This window comes from Mesorhizobium sp. UC74_2, assembly GCF_042701485.1.
Classification (GTDB): Bacteria; Pseudomonadota; Alphaproteobacteria; order Rhizobiales; family Rhizobiaceae; genus Mesorhizobium.
In genome coordinates this window covers 2,226,006-2,241,330 of record NZ_CP170562.1, presented here as the reverse complement: position 1 = coordinate 2,241,330, position 15,325 = coordinate 2,226,006, and the positions used below count along the sequence as shown (strand labels likewise).

Sequence of the window (15,325 nt, the reverse complement as noted above, 5' to 3'; positions counted from 1 at the left end):
CCGACCGCTTGAGCGCAATCGACACGCATTGTGGCTTTCGCAATTTGAAACTGTAGCTAGATGCGTGGATTTCAGAAGCTGAAGTAGCGCACCGCCAATGGCCGAAAAGATGCAACTTGGACTGACTGCGGTCGACACCGCCCCCCTGCACGAAAAAGTCTATCTGGAAATCGTCCGCGCACTGATGTCGGGACAGTTCGCGCCTGGCCAGAAACTGACGTCGCGAAAGGTCGCCAAGGAGCTGGGGACCAGCGACATGCCGGTGCGCAGTGCCTTCATGCGCCTGCAGGCGCTGAGGGCACTGAGCCCCCTGCCCAACGGTAGCATGGAGGTGCCCGTCATCTCGGCCGAACGGTTTTCCCAGCTGACGGCGGTGCGCACCCTTCTGGAGGGATCGGCGACGGAACTTGCCGCGCAGCGCATAAATGGCAATGCCCTGCGCACGATACGCCGCAACTGTGCCGAGTTGACCGACGCAGCGCAGGCCGGCGTCATCAACGACTACCTGCGCAAGAACTTCAACTTCAAATTCTCGATCTATCGCCATTGCGGCAACGACCAGATGATCTTCCTGATCGAAACGGTGTGGATGCAGGTTGGTCCGTTCCTGCGCAACCTCACCACCGGTTTCGAGGACAATCTCGCCTCTATCCTCGACATCGACTACCACGACGAGGCCGTGGCGGCGATTGCGGAACACGATGGCGCACGCGCACGCGCCGCCATCGTCCGGGACATCAATGACGGCTATCAACATCTGCTGAGGCACGCCAGGTTCCCTGAAGCCGGCTAGCCTGCGCTCCTGGTGAAAGCCGAGACCTTCTTCAGCAGCTTGATCATCACCTGATCCATCGCTTCGTCGATCGGTTGGCTTTCCGCCGATTGCCTGACGATAACCGTTTCCGTCTTCGGATCGATCCACAACCATTGGCCATGAATGCCCATCGCCGCCATCTCGCCGGAGCCGGTCTCGTACCAGTAATTTCGATAGCTGCCCGTCGGCAGACAATCGGCCTGGTCGCCAGCTGCCCAGATTGCGCGATCGCCACCTTCCCAGAGACCTGCGACCCAATCCTCGGGAATTACGCCGCAGCCGCCCAGCCGCACCAGTTCGCCGACGCGGGCCAGATCACGTGCCGTCATTGAAATACCACCGGATGCTCGCGGATTTCCGGCCCGGTCCACGGTAATCTGCGCGTCGGTATGCGCCCCCATCGGCTGCCACAGCAAACGGCTCAGGAGCTCGGCAAACCGTTCGCCCGCCGCCCGCTCGATCACCAGCGCAGCCATGTCGGTGTTGGGTGAGCGATAGACATGCCTGGTGCCGTGCGGATGCGAGGCCTTGGGTAAGGTACACAGGAAACTCTTGAGGTCCGGCGTCGCCTCATCCCTGTGCTCGGGGTTCCAGAGCATGGCTCGCCTGTAGCGGTCGAAGGCACCGCTGCGGTCGAGATAGATCTCGTCGAAGTCGAGGCTCACCTGCATGTTGAACAGGTCGCGCACACGCACGTCCCCGTAGGCGGAACCGATCGCTTCGGGAACATAGTCGCCGGCAACAGCGTCCAACGAAAGCTTGCCGTTTCCGACCAGCACGCCAGCGAGCAAGCCGGTGATCGACTTCGACACCGAGAACACGAGGTGCGGCTTGGCCGGATCATTGTGATCCGCACACCATTCGGCGATGAACTTGCCACCTCGCATGATGACAAAGGCATCGGTGTGGTTCTTCACCAGGAATTCACGCAGGCTGCGTGTCTGCCCGTCGAGATCGCTGACCTGGATATCAGCGAAATCACCCAGTTCGCACGCCGGACTTTCCTGCAACCGCGCACCTCGGACCGTCGCCGTTGGCACAAGCTCGGCAGCATTGTGAAACGCCCATGAGGAATGCGGTCTGGTCCGCCAGTTCGCCAGGTCGATCTGCGCGCGGTCTGTTATGGCGTTTTGCATTTTCACTTCCGTATTAAACAAGAGAGATGGGGCGCGGTGCTGGCCTGGCCGATCACGGCTACTCGCGCTCTCTGCCAAGCTTCCAGTAGCCCATGAGGTTCGCCAGCCGGCGATCGATGCCCCGCTCCTTGACGAACGCCGTGCGGATTCGGCTCACGGCTCCGGTTTCGCCGGCCACCCAGGCGTAGAATTTGCCGGGTGCGGATGAAGCGCGATCCCAAAGCAGGTCGTCGCTATCGGGTTCCACAAGAGCCTCGGCATTCGAACCGGACAAGACATCAAGCGGCAGCTCAACCTGACTGGCAGCCGTAATCATCTTGTCGCCATAGGCGTGCGTCTCTCCCGCCTGGCCTTCGCGAACCAGCCAGCGCAGGTCGAGGCCATTCCAGGACGGCAGGTCGAGTTTGTCCGCCTCGTCCGGCACCTCCAGGAACGCGTCGACACGAGGCCGCACATCCAGCGCAGCCAGCTCCTCCAGGATTCCGGCAGCCGCCGGCAATGCGGTTTCGTCGGCAAGCAGCAGGACGTGCCGGACACCTGCCGGCGGCTGCCATTCATAACCACCAACCTCACCGTCGTATCTGGCGTTCGGCGCCGATATCTGGATCGGGTCGCCGGGTTCTGCATTGAGGGCCCAGCGCGACGCCGGCCCGTTGTCGCCATGCAGCACAAAATCGACATCGACCTCGCAGCGGTCGGCTCGCAGATACCGTATGGTATAGGTGCGCATCGGCGCGCGCTCACGCGGCGGCACGGTGCGGTAGATATCGTACCAGTCTGGCCGGTTCGGGATTGCCGGCAGCGTCCCGTCCGCTCTCGGGAAAAACAGCTTGATACGCTGATCCGGCGCAAAGGTCGCCATCGCGGCAACATCCTCGCCGGCAAAGGTGATGCGCGCCATATGCGGCGACAGGATCTGCCTGCCGGCATGCCGAACGTCGAAAATGCGATAGGCGCTCTGTTCAGCCACGTTCGGCTTCTCCCTCGGTGACGTCCCTTCGAGCGTCCAGCTGCCTGGCGATCGCAGCGATGGCGGCCACACGCTCCTCATTGGAGGCAGCGGTCGATCCGTCTGCATTCCACAAACTGTTGTCGAAACCCACGCGCACCATGCCGCCAGCGGACAGGGCCGCGGAAAGCGCAGAGGTCTCACCGCGACCGAAAGCGCACACCATCCAGTCAGGTTGAACCGGCAGTGACGAGGCGGCCTCCAGAAACGGGGCAAGGTCATTCGCACTGCTCTCCTGCCCGGCGGAATAGCGGCCAAGGACATAAAGTACCGAAAGCCCGGCTTCCGGAACAATGCCGCGCCTGGTGAGATCAGCAAGTTGGAGAACATCGGCGGCATCATAGAGGATGTGCTGCACGGCGATGTTGCGGTCGGCGCACCATTCATAGAAAACGGCGGCAACCGCTTCGGCATCGGCATCGGGAACCAGTTCGCGGACAGCGGCGGAAATCGCATGCGGTTCGAGATCGCGTACCAGCCCCATCTGTTCCGCCGGCCTGTAACGGCCCACGGCTTCCGTCGTCACCTGGACCATCATTTCCGGCGCAACCACGTTGATCCGCCGGATAACCTGCCGGTAGAGGTCCGCATCGAGCACATGGCGACCGACCGCATCGCGCACGTGAAGATGAATGGCACCAGCCCCCGCCGCAAAGCAGGCTTCGGCACACGCTGCGATTTCCTGCGGGGACATCGGCAGGCGTGGATGATCGGACTGGGTGCGCCGGGCACCGTTCGGTGCAACCATGATGCGTGGCAGGATCGGCATGCCGCTCATGCGGTGCCCTCCAGTGTGCGCAACAAAGCAATCAGCAGCCTGTCACGGCGTGCAGACAGTTCTTCGATGTCTTGGCCTGCCGCTTCATCCTCGATCCCGGAAATCAATGCCGCGCAGGTTTTCACATCGAGCTTCGGCGCCCCGAGCGACGCCCATCGCGCTTCCTGCGCCGGGCCGAGATGCTTCAGATAGGCCGCCATGCCGCCCTCGCCGCCGCCGAGGTGGTAAAGCATGTGCGGGCCGTCGATCGCCCAACGCAAGCCGGGGCCGGAACGGATGGCCCGATCGACATCGCCAACGCTGGCGATACCCTCGGCAACGATGTTGACGGCTTCACGCCACAGTGCCGCAGTCATGCGGTTCGCGACATGCCCCGGCGCTTCCCGCGCCACCTTGATCGGCACCTTGCCGATGCGCTCCATGAATGCGTAGGCGGCGTCCTGCGCCGCCTGTGCCGTCACCATTCCCTTCACCAGCTCAACGAGAGGAACGAGATGCGGCGGGTTGAATGGATGCGCGACGAGCACCCGTTCAGGATGCCTGCACCGCAGTTGGAGCTCGCTGGCCATGAATGAAGAGGTGCTGGAGCCGATCACCACATCGGGCGCGGTGATCGCATCTGCTGCGGCAAGAAGGTCCTGCTTGAGCGTGAGCTTCTCAGGCGCGTTCTCCTGGACGTAGTCGCAGCCTGCCAACGCATCCTCGAGCCGCTCGAAAAACAACAGGTTGTCGACGCAGGCGCTGGCGACAGGCTTCAGCTGCGACAGATCACGAAGCGCGTCATCGACTGTCTTGCGCAACCGGATTTCCGCACCGGATTGAGGATCATACGCATGCACCTTGAGACCACGGCTCAGGAAATAGGCTGCCCAGGCCCCGCCGATCAGACCTGCGCCGACGATGGCCACCGTCTCGATTGCTTCGGATCGGAAAGCCTTGGCCTCCGTCATCTCAGAGGTGCCCTTCGCGAACGAGGTCAGCGGTCACCTCATCGACCGCGTCGCGCAAGGTTTCGGCAAGCTGCGACAGTTCCGCGTCCGTCACCACGAAAGGCGGAGACAGAGCGATCACGTCGGAATTCGGCAAAGCCCGGACGAGCACGCCCCGACGGCGCGCCGACAAGGCGACGCGACCGGCGACCTTCAGCGAAGCCGGGAATGCTGCCTTCGTCGCCCGATCCGCGACAAGCTCCACACCCATCATGAAGCCGGCGCTGCGCACGTCGCCGACCAGCCGAAGGTTCAGCAAGGTCTCGGCAAAACGAGACCCGAACGACGGCGCCATCGCGGCAACGCGATCGACAAGTCTTTCGCGCTCGATAATCTCGAGATTGGCCAGGGCTGCCGCAGCGCAGGTCGGGTGTCCCGAATAGGTGAAACCGTGCGCAAACGGACGTCCGTCGCGGGAGGCCTCTTCGAACACCGACCATATGCGTTCGCCGACCAGCACGGCCGACAACGGCAGATAGCCGCTGGTCAGGCCCTTTGCGGCAACGATGAGATCGGGCTCCATGCCATAGAGATCGGACGCGAACCATGCCCCGACACGCCCGAAGCCGGTGATGATCTCGTCCGCAACAAGGCGAACATCATGCCTTTCAAGCACTCTGGCGACGGCGGCGAAGTAACCGGTCGGTGGCGGCAGCACGCCACCGGTCCCCATCACCGGTTCGGCAATGAAACCCGCGACCGTATCGGCGCCTTCGGCGATGATCGCTTCCTCGAGTTCCCGGGCGAGAAAGTCCGAATAGTCTTCTTCGGTCACATAACCTCGCGCCGGCGCATCCCGATAAAGGTCGGGACGCGAAACGTGCCTTGCGAATTCGAGCGGCAGTCCAAAATTCTGGTGAACCATCGGAATGCCGGACAGGCTGCCGGCCGCCGCCGTTACGCCATGATAGGCGTAGGATCGCGAGATGATCTTGCGTTTCAGTGGCTTACCGCGAAGCATATTGTACGACCACAGCATCTTCACCGCAGTGTCGTTGGCGTCCGAACCGGACAGGCCATAGAACACGCGCCGCATTCCGTTCGGCGCCAGTTGCAAAAGCCTTTCCGACAGCCTGATGCTTGGCTCATTGGCGACGGTGTTGAAGGAGTGAAAATAAGGCAGTTCCAGCGACTGCCGGTGAATGGCGTCGGAGATTTCCTTGCGCCCATAGCCGACATTGACACACCAGAGACCGGCTGCGCCATCGAGATAGGTCTTGCCGGAAACGTCGGTGATGGAAGAACCCGATGCCCGCGCCATCACCAGTGCGCCATTCCCCTGTTGATCGGCAATCGCCGTGAAGGGATGAAACTGGGTTTCCCGATCGAGCGCCACCAGGGCCTCGCCATCAAATCCGGCGCTTGCCACCATCTTTCTCCTCCCGCACCGGCACGTTGGAAAATCCGATGCTTTCTCTCTGTATAATTTGCGATCGACGATCACACAATAGAAAGTCGATGATCCAGAATTTTCACTGCCCTCAGGCGGATGAAAAAACAAACATCCAATTGATTTTTAAAGAACTTATACAGTTGACAGAGCCAGAGTCTTACGAAGCATTCCCACTTCGGAATAAAACCAAAACTGCCGAAGACAGGGACACAGCGCTAGGCTTCGATACAGACATCTCCGATCGGGCTGGTGGAGCAGGCCAGCACATAACCTTCCTCCTTTTCGCCCTGCGAAAGCACCGACCGCTCCGGATCGGCCGCATTGGCAGCCACCCGCCATTCTCCGGACACCACCTTGCAGCGGCAGCTTCCACAGATGCCGGCTTCGCAGTCGGACGTCAGTTCGACACCGACCTTGCGCGCCAGTTCCAGCAGCGTCACCGTGCCCGAGCCGCTGACCGACTTGCCGGCCTTGAGGAAGGAGACCTTGTAGTTGCCGATTTCCGGCAATGGCATCGCCGCCCGATCGGGGCCGAAGGTTTCTTCCAGGAACGGGAATTCCGGCCGCGCCTTCCAGCCTTCGTAGATTTCACGAGATCCGGTTCGAAACCCATCCGGGCCGCAACACAGAACCGCCCGCTCGGCAAAATCGGGACAAACCGCCTGCATCATGGCGGCATCGAGCCGGCCGACCAGAGCTTGCATGCCATGCTTGCTGCTTTCGAACCTTGCAGCCAGGGCATTGGCGTCCGCAACCGCATTGCTCCCCGTGAGGTTCCAGGAAAGCTTCAGCCGATCGCCCATCTGCATCCTGATCGACAGCAGTTCGTGCAGGAAGGCGATATCTTCGATGCCGCGTGCGCTGTGATGGAAGCACACATCGAGCGGCAGGTTTGTGTCGGCAATGAAGCGCAGCATCGCCATCATCGGCGTGATGCCGCTGCCGCCCGACAGCAGCAGGAGCTTCCCGGCAGTCCCGACCGCCGCCAGGTGGAAGCGGCCATTCGACCCAAGTGAGCGAATGCTGTCACCAACCTTCAACGTATCATGCAACCAGTTGGAGACGCGCCCACCATCAACCCGCTTCACCGTCACCGACAGATAATGCGGCCGCGATGGCGATGAAGAGATCGTGTAGTTGCGGCGCAACGTCTCGCCGTCGATATCCAGCAGCAGGGTAATGAACTGGCCGGGTTTGTAGTCGACGGCATCATCCGCCACGAAATGGAAGGTGCGGAAATCGTTCGCCTCGTCGATGACGGCCACACAGCGCAGCAGACGCTCGTGACTGCCATGACGAGCATCTGCGCCGGCATTCGCCGAAGTGGATGGCAGCCGCGTGACCGGCTGCGCATTCCCCGGCAGAATCGTGATCGCCGGCTTGCGCGACAACACTTCGACCTTGTCGCCGACATGCAGCCTGCCGAGCGTGCGCGGGACGAGAAACTGGCCGAAATAGGCCTTGCCATCCTCACCCCGACGCTGCCGGCCCAGCATTGCCAGAGGCTCGTGATCGGACCTCGCCGCGCCGGTAGCGGGATCGAGCGTGATCATCACGCAACGGTCACACGCCCCGATGGCCTCGAACTCCACATCGCCGATACGCACATGAACTCCAGCCGTCCTCGTCAAAGGCAGGCGCACCATTGATCACAAGGTTAGGCCGAAACCGCTCCATTTCGGCTTCGACGTCGAGATAGCGATTGATCTCGGCAAGCGAGGCCGAATTGGTCAGCAACAATGGCGCTGTATCGGCAAAGCTCACCGTTCCGCCGGGGCCGATCGCCAGGGGCCGGTGTGTGACCGCACCCTTGATGACCATCCTGCAGAAGCGGTCGAGGAAACGCGTCAGCCACTGGTGAACCCTCTCACCGGCATCGAGTGCCACGACATCGTCGCCCCAGATCGTCACGTTGCGAGCGACATCGAGCCGGGCCCGCGAGAACACCAGCGGCAACATGCCAGGCGCAGAGAGAATGATGTCGTCACCATCCACATGCGTGCGGATCTGCATCAGGCGCGGTGCCTTGCGGGCGGTGAGGCAGTTACCGGTTTCGTCGACCACCATCATGCGTCGATCGCCAGTCAGCCCTTCGGCTTCCAGACGCACCGTCTCGATCGGAACACCGGCGCCCGACTTCAGCGGATAGAAGGTGATGCGCTGCAGGCGCCATGACGTATCGAACATGGCAGCCTACCGCAGATCCTTGCCCTTGAGCGCGAGCTGAACGGCAGCGCAAACTTCCCGGAAAGCCGCGTCCGACGCCTTCGAGATGCCGGCATGCTGCATGAAATTGTGGATCAGCCCGTCGAAGCAGCGATAGCGGACATCGTTTCCGGCAGCCTTGAGCTGCTCGGCAAAAGCCCGCCCCTGGTCACACAACACGTCATTTTCGGCCGCATAGAAAAGAACCGGTGGCAGACCATCGAGATCGGTCGCCAGCACAGGCGAAACGCGCGTGTCAGTGGCCATTGCAGGATCCGGCAGATAGGCCTTCGCGAAATATTCGGTCTCCGCGAACTCCAGATAGTAGCCGGTGGCAAATTCACGGTCCGAGCCTGACGGAGACACGAGGCCGAGATAGGGCCTGGCGTCGACGAGCGGATAGAGCAGGCAGACGGCACGAAACAGCCTCTGCTGCCGGTAATGCCGCATGAGTGCGATCGACAGGTTTGCACCCGCACTGTCCCCCATCAGCGAAAAGCAAGCCGGGTCTCCGCCATGATCGGCCGCCCTGGCCAGGACCCAGTCCACGGCTGCAAGCGCATCTTCCACTGCCGCCGGGAATGGATGCTCCGGCGCAAGCCGGTATTCGACGAAGACGACCAGTGCGCCGCACTCCAACGCGATGCGCGCGGACTGCAGCGCGTAGGTTGCGGCATCGCCAAGAACGAAGCCGCCGCCATGCAGATAGAGGATAACCGGCAAAGGATCTGCAGCGACACCCGCCGGGCTGTAAAGATGAAGCGAAACATCGCCCCTGCCCGTTCCAAGCCTGACGGTGTTCTCCTCCACCGGCTTTTCGGGTGGCCGGCTCATTTCCCGATACTGGTCGCGGTAGCTGCGGCGCGAGCCGTCCAGCGTAACCTCATCCTGCTGGGCGGCCTGCGCGCGCGCCAGCCGATCGAGCATGCCGCTGATTTCCGGATCGAGTGCCATTTCCACTCCAACTCCCGATCAGGCCGTGAATTCCAGCGTCATTTCCGCCGCTGTGTGAATTCACGACCTGGATGCCGGGTTCACTTCAACAGGTCGGTCCAGATCTTCGTATACATCGCCTGGACATCGGCCGGACAGCCGACATTGACCTTCCCGTATTGGACCGGGTCAGCCGGAATGTTGAGTTCCAGCGCATCCTTCATGTCCGCGGGCATGAACTTCTCCGAACCCTTGATCCCGTTTGCATAGCGGGAGAACGCCGACAGCATCGCCGCATTCTCCGGGTCCATGACGAAATTCATGAACAACCTGGCGTTCTCGACATTCTTGGCGTCCTTCAGGATCATCAGATTGTCCATCCAGACCGGATACCCTTCCTTGGGGTAGCCATAGAGGATGTCGGGATTCTGCAGCCGTGAGCGGAAGGAAGAACCGTTCCAGTTGACGCCGGCAGCGATATCGCCGCGTGAGTATTTGTCGATATTGCCGAAATCCATGGCCAGCCATTTCGGCTTGGCTGCCACCAGCGTATCGCGCACCTTCTTCAGCACCGCCTTGTCGCTGGTGCACGGCTCGCCACCTACATAGGAAACAGCAAGGAACATGACGTCCGACATTTCAGGCACCACATTGACCTTGCCGACCAGTTCGGCCGGCGGGTCCATGAAGATGGCCGATGTGTTGATGTCGCTGGAATAGACCGACTTGTTGACCGTGACGCCGGTCGTTCCCCACATCCACGGCACCGAATAGCGCCGGCCGGGATCGAACGGCACATCGACCCAGCGTGGGTCGACATTCTTGAAATTCTCCATCTGGTCCGGACGACTCTCCAGAACGAGACCTTCGTCGATCCAGACTTTGACCACCGGAGCGGAGGGCACCACGACGTCATAGCCGTGGCCACCCTGGCGAACCTTGGCGAGCGCGGTATCGTTGGAATCGTACTCGGTCACCGTGACCTTGACGTCGTATTTCTGCTCGAACTTCTTGACCATCTCCGGGCTGGTATAGTTGCCCCAATTGTAGATGTTGAGCACGCCCTCGGCACGTGCCGTACCGATGCCGGCAAGCGTTGCGACGGCCGCCGCAGCTAAGGTCTTCGTCCAGGCCATTCTGTTTCCCCTCCCGGTTCCGCGCCTCGTCATGTGCGCTTCGCCGGCAGACTGGCATGCGATCGCAAAGTGCACAAGAGTGCGATCTGCGATCGCAAAAATTATTTGCCTATTACGAAAATCGCGATGCAGTCGATGCCTGCAAATACCTCCAATCCAGCGACAGGAAGCCCTTGGCAAAATATTGATAATACTGACAATAGTGACCCTGCCGAAAGCTTACGTCTCCGCGCAGACATCACGAATGGCGTGGATTGCCGCCAAAGCCTCGATCGAACGGTCCGGATTGACGAACTCCGGCCAGGTTGACAGCTTCACTGCGGCAAAATCGGTCTGCGGGTCCATGTAGATATACTGGCCGAAGATGCCCCGGCACATATAGGACCGCCGCTCGGGATCCTCGATCCAGAACTGGTTGTGGTAGGCACCGTTCGGCAGGACTGTCCGATAGACGCCCTGGAAGAGCTTATGGTTGCCACGCCGGGTTTCCTCGATCCAGGCCGACGGAACGATTCGGCGGCCGTTCAGCGTGCCGCCACGCAGATGCAGCAGGGCGAAACGGGCGTAGTCACGCAGTGTTGCGTTGAGGCCACCGTCGGCAAGTGCATAACCGCCGTGATCCACCGTGATGTAGGCATCTTCTTCCGCGCCCATCGGCGCCCACAATTCATTGCTGATCAGCTCGGCCAACGGCAGCCCGCTGACCCGCTCCATCAGGAAGCCGAGGATGTCGGTTTCGATCGACCGATAGTTGAAAACCTGTCCGTGCGGCCGCTGCTGCTCGGTTAGCGTCATGATCAGCTGCCATACCGTTTGCGGCCACTCGGGCCGCATCATCGGCTTCCAGCCACAGGCCTGGTCGAGCTGCTGCATGTGCGAGCCTTCCGTCGTGTACGACTCGTCGAACAGGACACCACTCGTCATGTCCAGGACCTGCTGGACCGTTGCCCCGCGATACGCCGTCGCTTCGAGTTCCGGCAGGTACTTCGTCACCGGCGCTGCTGTCTCGACAAGCCCCTTGTGAACAAGAATGCCCAGCACGGTAGCAACGATAGACTTGGTCACCGACATCGCCAGGTGGTGACCATGCGGTTTCATCCCGTTCATGTAGCGCTCGGCGACAATTTCACCGCGCGACAGCACGAGAAACCCGTCGGTAAAGCTGTTGTCGAGGAAGTCGCGGATCGTGCGGCGGCGCCCTGCGACATCGAACTCGATGTGATCGATCTCGACGGTGCGCGTCGGCAGCGGCAAGGTCGGCCCTTGACCGCGCCAGATCCGGGCGGTTGCGGTCATTTCCCGTACATGCTGGAACGTCCAGCGATGATAGGGAGGATAGTCCCAATCCGTACGCGGAATGATGGAGGATCCCGGCATGCCAGGATCGCGCCACTGCGCACTGCTGTTGGCGTTCATGTCAAACTCCCTCCATTGCCTGCCCGGGCAGCCGATGCAGCGAGGCGACAAGCTCCCGCGTGTAGGCTTCCTGCGGGTTCGTCAGCACATCCGCGGCAGCACCCTGCTCCACGATCCTGCCCGAGCGAAACACATAGACGCGCTGGCAGAAGGAGCTGACGACGGACAGGTCGTGCGAGATATAGATCAGTGTCAGCGACCGCTCGCGACGCAGGCGAGCAAGCAGTTCCAGGATCTGGGCCTGCGTGGTCACGTCGAGCGCCGAAGTGATCTCGTCGGCGATCAGCACCTGCGGCTGCAATGCCAGCGCCCTGGCGATACCCACACGCTGGCATTGACCGCCCGACAATTGCCGAGGCTTCCGCTCGCCGAGCGCCGACGGCAATTCCACCATCTCGAGAAGTTTCAGGGCCTGGTTCAGCGCCTCCCGCCGATCGGCCATGCCATGGCGCCAGATCGGCTCGGCGATCGTCTCCAGCGCGGTCATGCGCGGATTGAGGGAATCATACGGGTTCTGGAAAACCATCTGGACGCGACGCCGCAATTCCAGGAGCTCGCGGCCGGCAAGCCGCTCGATGGGGCGGCCACCCAGTTTGACCGTGCCGGACGTCGGCCGGTTCTGGCTGATGATGGTGCGCGCCAGCGTGCTCTTTCCGGAGCCGCTTTCACCGACAATGCCAACCGTTTCACCGGTCGAGACAGCGAGGTCCACACCATCCAGCGCCGCAAAAGGCGTAGCCTTCCGGCTGCGTAGGATATCGACAAGATCCCGCTTTGCCGGAAAGAGAACCCGCAGGCCTTCGACCTGCAGCAATGGCGCCTGATCTTCGCTTTGCGCCCAGCCGGCCTTGAACTGTTTTCTTCCCGGCTGCGAATCCACCAGCAACTTTGTGTAGGGATGCTGCGGCGTGCCGATGATCTGCCCGGCTTCTCCCTGTTCGACGATCTGGCCATGGCGCATGACGATGATGCGCGAGCAGATATCGGCCAGAACGCCCAGGTCATGGGAAATCAGTGCGATCGCAAGGCCTCGCTGCCGGTTGAGATCTTTCAGCAATTCAAGGATCTTTGCCTGGACGGTGACATCGAGGGCGGTGGTGGGCTCGTCGGCGATCAGCAGTCTCGGCGCGCAACTGATCGCGGCTGCGATCATGACGCGCTGCTTCATGCCGCCCGACAATTCATGCGGGTATGATTTTGCCCGCATGGCGGGCTCGCGGATGCCGACATCCTCGAGAAGCCTGACCGCCCTCTCCCACGCCTCGCCTGTCGAAAGGCCAAGATGTCGGATCATCGGCTGTGCGATCTGCTTGCCGACCTTCTGCAGCGGATTCAGGTGCGACGCCGGATTTTGGAAGATCATCGCCATGTCGCGACCGCGCAGCTTCGTCCATTCGGCCTCGCCAAGACCCAGCATTGCCTGATCGTCGAAGCGGACCGTCCCGGCTACTTCGGCCGTCGACGGCAGCAGCCCCATCGCGCCGCGGCAGATGGTCGATTTGCCGGAGCCGCTTTCACCGGCAATGCCGACGATCTCGCCGGGCATGATCTGAAACGACACGTTCTTCAGCACGCGCGTATTGCCGAACGTCACCGAGACATCGGCGATATCGAGCAGCGGGCGGCCCGCGATTCTGAGTGGCGCGAGAGGGCCGTTCATGCCGACACCTGCCCGCGGCGCAGTTGACCGAGGCCGTCACCGAGGAAAGCCAGGCCGAGCCCCAGCGAAATGGCCGCAAGGCCGGAGAACATGCAGATCCACCATGCCTGGCGGATGTAGCGGCTTCCGTCCGCGATCATCACGCCCCATTCCGCCAGCGGCGGCTGTGCCCCCATGCCGAGGAAGCCGAAACTCGCACCCGCAAGCATGACCAGCACCGCATCGCTCACCGCATAGGCGACCACGGGTCCGAAAGCATTGGGCAGCACGTGACGCAGCAGGACAACGCGATCGGGATAACCCGGGCACTGCGCGGCCTGCACGTATTCGCTGTCCCGGATCGCCATGACTTCGGCGCGCACCAGTCGCGCGTAGGTCACCCAGCCCACCAGAGCCAGCGCGATGAAAAAATTGAGCAGCCCCGGTCCAAGCACGCCGACGATCGCCAGCACCAGGACGAAGAATGGAAAGGCTGCCGTGAGATCGTATAGACGCATCAGAAGCGTATCGATCACACCGCCATAATAGCCGCTCAGCAGGCCGACGGTCGTGCCGATGATGAGCGGTGGCAGCACACCGGCAAGGCACATCAAGAGATCTATGCGTGCGCCGTGAATGACACGCGAAAGCATGTCCCGGCCGACCTGATCCGTGCCGAACCAGTGGGCAGCGCTCGGGCCTTTCAGCGCGTTCATGATGTCGACCGCGGTCGGGTCGTACGGCGCAACCACGGGCGCGAACAAGGCCAGCAGAACCCATGCGCCGACAATCGATCCGGCAACAATGATGCTCCAGGGCACGATGACATCGGCTTGTTGGATAGGCCCGGATGCAGGAGCGGCTTCCATCGACATGGCTATCTCCTACAGCCGCGCGCGGGGATCGATCGCAGCAGACACGAGATCGACCACGAAAGTCACCGCCACCGTCGTTACCGCAAACATCAGGGTGAGCCCCTGAACGACCTGGTAGTCGCGCGCCAGAAGCGAATTGACCATCAGCGTGCCAAGACCCGGCACCGCATAGACCGTTTCAACGATAATGGTGCCGCCGATCAGGAAAGCCACGAGGACGCCGAACAGATTCAACGTCGGCAGGACCGCATTGGGGAGGACCGTGCGCCAGAAGATTTCGCGTTCGCCGGCCCCTTGCGCCCGCGCTGCGACGACAAAATCGGCCGAGGCCTTTTCGATGAGAGCGGCCCGCAGGCTCTGGACCAGAACCGGCACCATCCAGATCGCCGTCGACAGCGCAGGCAGGAAAAGGTGGTGCAGGTGATCGGCGAAGGTCTTGCCGTAACCCGAGACGGGGAACCAGCCGAGCCCGACGCCGAAGAAACGCGACATCATGATGCCGAGCCAGAACACCGGAATCGCCATGCCCGCAATGCCGATGAAACGAATGAGCTGATCGGCCAGGCTGCCTGGCCGGCGCGCGCTGGCAATCGCCAGTGCAACCGATGGCGGCACCGCGAGGCAGATGACGTAGCCGGTCAGGAAAAGCGTTGGCCAGATATACTGCCCGATCAAGGCGACGACCGGACGCTTGTAGCGCATCGACTGACCGATATCCCCGGCAAACAGATTGCCGGCATAGGTCATGAATTGGTGCCACAGCGGCTGGTCCAGCCCAAAACGCTGCCTGATCGCTTCGATCGTTTCCGGGCTGGCGCGATCCCCGGCAATGACCCGGGCAGGATCACCGGGGACCATATGCACGAGCAGGAACGTGACGATGCAGATGCCGGCGAGCACGAAGATCAGCTGGATGATGCGTCTGAAAACTGTCTGCAATTCGCCACCGTTTCCATTGCTGGAACCAAGCCGGCAACGGCCGGCACAAAGAAAGCGGCACGG

General features: G+C 61.7%; 14 protein-coding genes. 1 reads left to right on the top strand and 13 read right to left on the bottom strand.

Translation table 11 applies throughout. The annotated features are described in order from the left end of the window. The first annotated feature begins 109 nt into the window (after positions 1–109). Positions 110–793, top strand: a complete 684-nt coding sequence (locus tag ACFJIU_RS10880; protein ID WP_379071058.1) for a GntR family transcriptional regulator — start codon at positions 110–112, stop codon at positions 791–793. Here ACFJIU_RS10880 and ACFJIU_RS10875 read toward each other — a convergent pair. The 13 genes from ACFJIU_RS10875 to ACFJIU_RS10815 all read right to left on the bottom strand — a co-directional run bounded on the left by ACFJIU_RS10875 (position 790) and on the right by ACFJIU_RS10815 (position 15,262). After that, positions 790–1,950: a serine hydrolase domain-containing protein gene (locus ACFJIU_RS10875; RefSeq protein ID WP_379071055.1), complete on the bottom strand. Its 1,161-nt coding sequence runs from the start codon at positions 1,948–1,950 to the stop codon at positions 790–792. The genes ACFJIU_RS10880 and ACFJIU_RS10875 overlap by 4 nt on opposite strands. 58 nt (positions 1,951–2,008) lie before the next feature. Beyond that, on the bottom strand, positions 2,009–2,920 hold the full coding sequence (locus ACFJIU_RS10870; RefSeq protein ID WP_379071052.1) for a siderophore-interacting protein: 912 nt from the start codon (positions 2,918–2,920) through the stop codon (positions 2,009–2,011). After that, positions 2,913–3,737, bottom strand: a complete 825-nt coding sequence (locus tag ACFJIU_RS10865; RefSeq protein WP_379071049.1) for a 3-keto-5-aminohexanoate cleavage protein — start codon at positions 3,735–3,737, stop codon at positions 2,913–2,915. Before ACFJIU_RS10865 ends, ACFJIU_RS10870 begins: the two co-directional genes overlap by 8 nt. Next, complete coding sequence (locus ACFJIU_RS10860) at positions 3,734–4,687, bottom strand: 3-hydroxyacyl-CoA dehydrogenase NAD-binding domain-containing protein (protein WP_379071046.1); 954 nt, start codon at positions 4,685–4,687, stop codon at positions 3,734–3,736. Before ACFJIU_RS10860 ends, ACFJIU_RS10865 begins: the two co-directional genes overlap by 4 nt. Position 4,688: 1 nt before the next feature. After that, positions 4,689–6,098 (bottom strand): aspartate aminotransferase family protein, encoded by a 1,410-nt coding sequence (locus ACFJIU_RS10855; protein WP_379071043.1) that lies wholly within the window; start codon positions 6,096–6,098, stop codon positions 4,689–4,691. Positions 6,099–6,334: 236 nt separating this feature from the next. Next, positions 6,335–7,726 carry an FAD-binding oxidoreductase gene (locus tag ACFJIU_RS10850; RefSeq protein ID WP_379071041.1) on the bottom strand — a complete coding sequence of 464 codons (1,392 nt, stop codon included), beginning with the start codon at positions 7,724–7,726 and terminating at the stop codon, positions 6,335–6,337. Beyond that, positions 7,683–8,306, bottom strand: a complete 624-nt coding sequence (locus tag ACFJIU_RS10845) for an MOSC domain-containing protein (RefSeq protein WP_379071038.1) — start codon at positions 8,304–8,306, stop codon at positions 7,683–7,685. Before ACFJIU_RS10845 ends, ACFJIU_RS10850 begins: the two co-directional genes overlap by 44 nt. A gap of 6 nt (positions 8,307–8,312) precedes the next feature. After that, positions 8,313–9,278 (bottom strand): alpha/beta hydrolase, encoded by a 966-nt coding sequence (locus ACFJIU_RS10840; RefSeq protein ID WP_379071035.1) that lies wholly within the window; start codon positions 9,276–9,278, stop codon positions 8,313–8,315. 80 nt (positions 9,279–9,358) lie between these two features. After that, positions 9,359–10,393: an extracellular solute-binding protein gene (locus ACFJIU_RS10835; RefSeq protein WP_379071034.1), complete on the bottom strand. Its 1,035-nt coding sequence runs from the start codon at positions 10,391–10,393 to the stop codon at positions 9,359–9,361. Between the two features lie 219 nt (positions 10,394–10,612). Beyond that, positions 10,613–11,809, bottom strand: coding sequence for a serine hydrolase domain-containing protein (locus tag ACFJIU_RS10830; RefSeq protein WP_379071032.1), 1,197 nt, complete (start codon positions 11,807–11,809; stop codon positions 10,613–10,615). A gap of 1 nt (position 11,810) precedes the next feature. Beyond that, positions 11,811–13,469: a dipeptide ABC transporter ATP-binding protein gene (locus tag ACFJIU_RS10825; RefSeq protein WP_379071029.1), complete on the bottom strand. Its 1,659-nt coding sequence runs from the start codon at positions 13,467–13,469 to the stop codon at positions 11,811–11,813. After that, positions 13,466–14,323 carry an ABC transporter permease gene (locus tag ACFJIU_RS10820; RefSeq protein WP_379071026.1) on the bottom strand — a complete coding sequence of 286 codons (858 nt, stop codon included), beginning with the start codon at positions 14,321–14,323 and terminating at the stop codon, positions 13,466–13,468. Before ACFJIU_RS10820 ends, ACFJIU_RS10825 begins: the two co-directional genes overlap by 4 nt. A gap of 9 nt (positions 14,324–14,332) precedes the next feature. Beyond that, positions 14,333–15,262, bottom strand: coding sequence for an ABC transporter permease (locus tag ACFJIU_RS10815; protein ID WP_379071023.1), 930 nt, complete (start codon positions 15,260–15,262; stop codon positions 14,333–14,335). Positions 15,263–15,325: the final 63 nt, after the last annotated feature.

Excerpts from the sequence above, each read along its gene's own strand:
- ACFJIU_RS10860 (WP_379071046.1), bottom strand. The coding sequence starts at position 4,687 with ATGACGGAGGCCAAGGCTTTCCGATCCGAAGCAATCGAGACGGTGGCC.
- ACFJIU_RS10845 (WP_379071038.1), bottom strand. The coding sequence starts at position 8,306 with ATGTTCGATACGTCATGGCGCCTGCAGCGCATCACCTTCTATCCGCTG.
- ACFJIU_RS10865 (WP_379071049.1), bottom strand. The coding sequence starts at position 3,737 with ATGAGCGGCATGCCGATCCTGCCACGCATCATGGTTGCACCGAACGGT.
- ACFJIU_RS10840 (WP_379071035.1), bottom strand. The coding sequence starts at position 9,278 with ATGGCACTCGATCCGGAAATCAGCGGCATGCTCGATCGGCTGGCGCGC.
- ACFJIU_RS10830 (WP_379071032.1), bottom strand. The coding sequence starts at position 11,809 with ATGAACGCCAACAGCAGTGCGCAGTGGCGCGATCCTGGCATGCCGGGA.
- ACFJIU_RS10880 (WP_379071058.1), top strand. The coding sequence starts at position 110 with ATGCAACTTGGACTGACTGCGGTCGACACCGCCCCCCTGCACGAAAAA.
- ACFJIU_RS10855 (WP_379071043.1), bottom strand. The coding sequence starts at position 6,098 with ATGGTGGCAAGCGCCGGATTTGATGGCGAGGCCCTGGTGGCGCTCGAT.
- ACFJIU_RS10825 (WP_379071029.1), bottom strand. The coding sequence starts at position 13,469 with ATGAACGGCCCTCTCGCGCCACTCAGAATCGCGGGCCGCCCGCTGCTC.
- ACFJIU_RS10835 (WP_379071034.1), bottom strand. The coding sequence starts at position 10,393 with ATGGCCTGGACGAAGACCTTAGCTGCGGCGGCCGTCGCAACGCTTGCC.
- ACFJIU_RS10875 (WP_379071055.1), bottom strand. The coding sequence starts at position 1,950 with ATGCAAAACGCCATAACAGACCGCGCGCAGATCGACCTGGCGAACTGG.
- ACFJIU_RS10820 (WP_379071026.1), bottom strand. The coding sequence starts at position 14,323 with ATGTCGATGGAAGCCGCTCCTGCATCCGGGCCTATCCAACAAGCCGAT.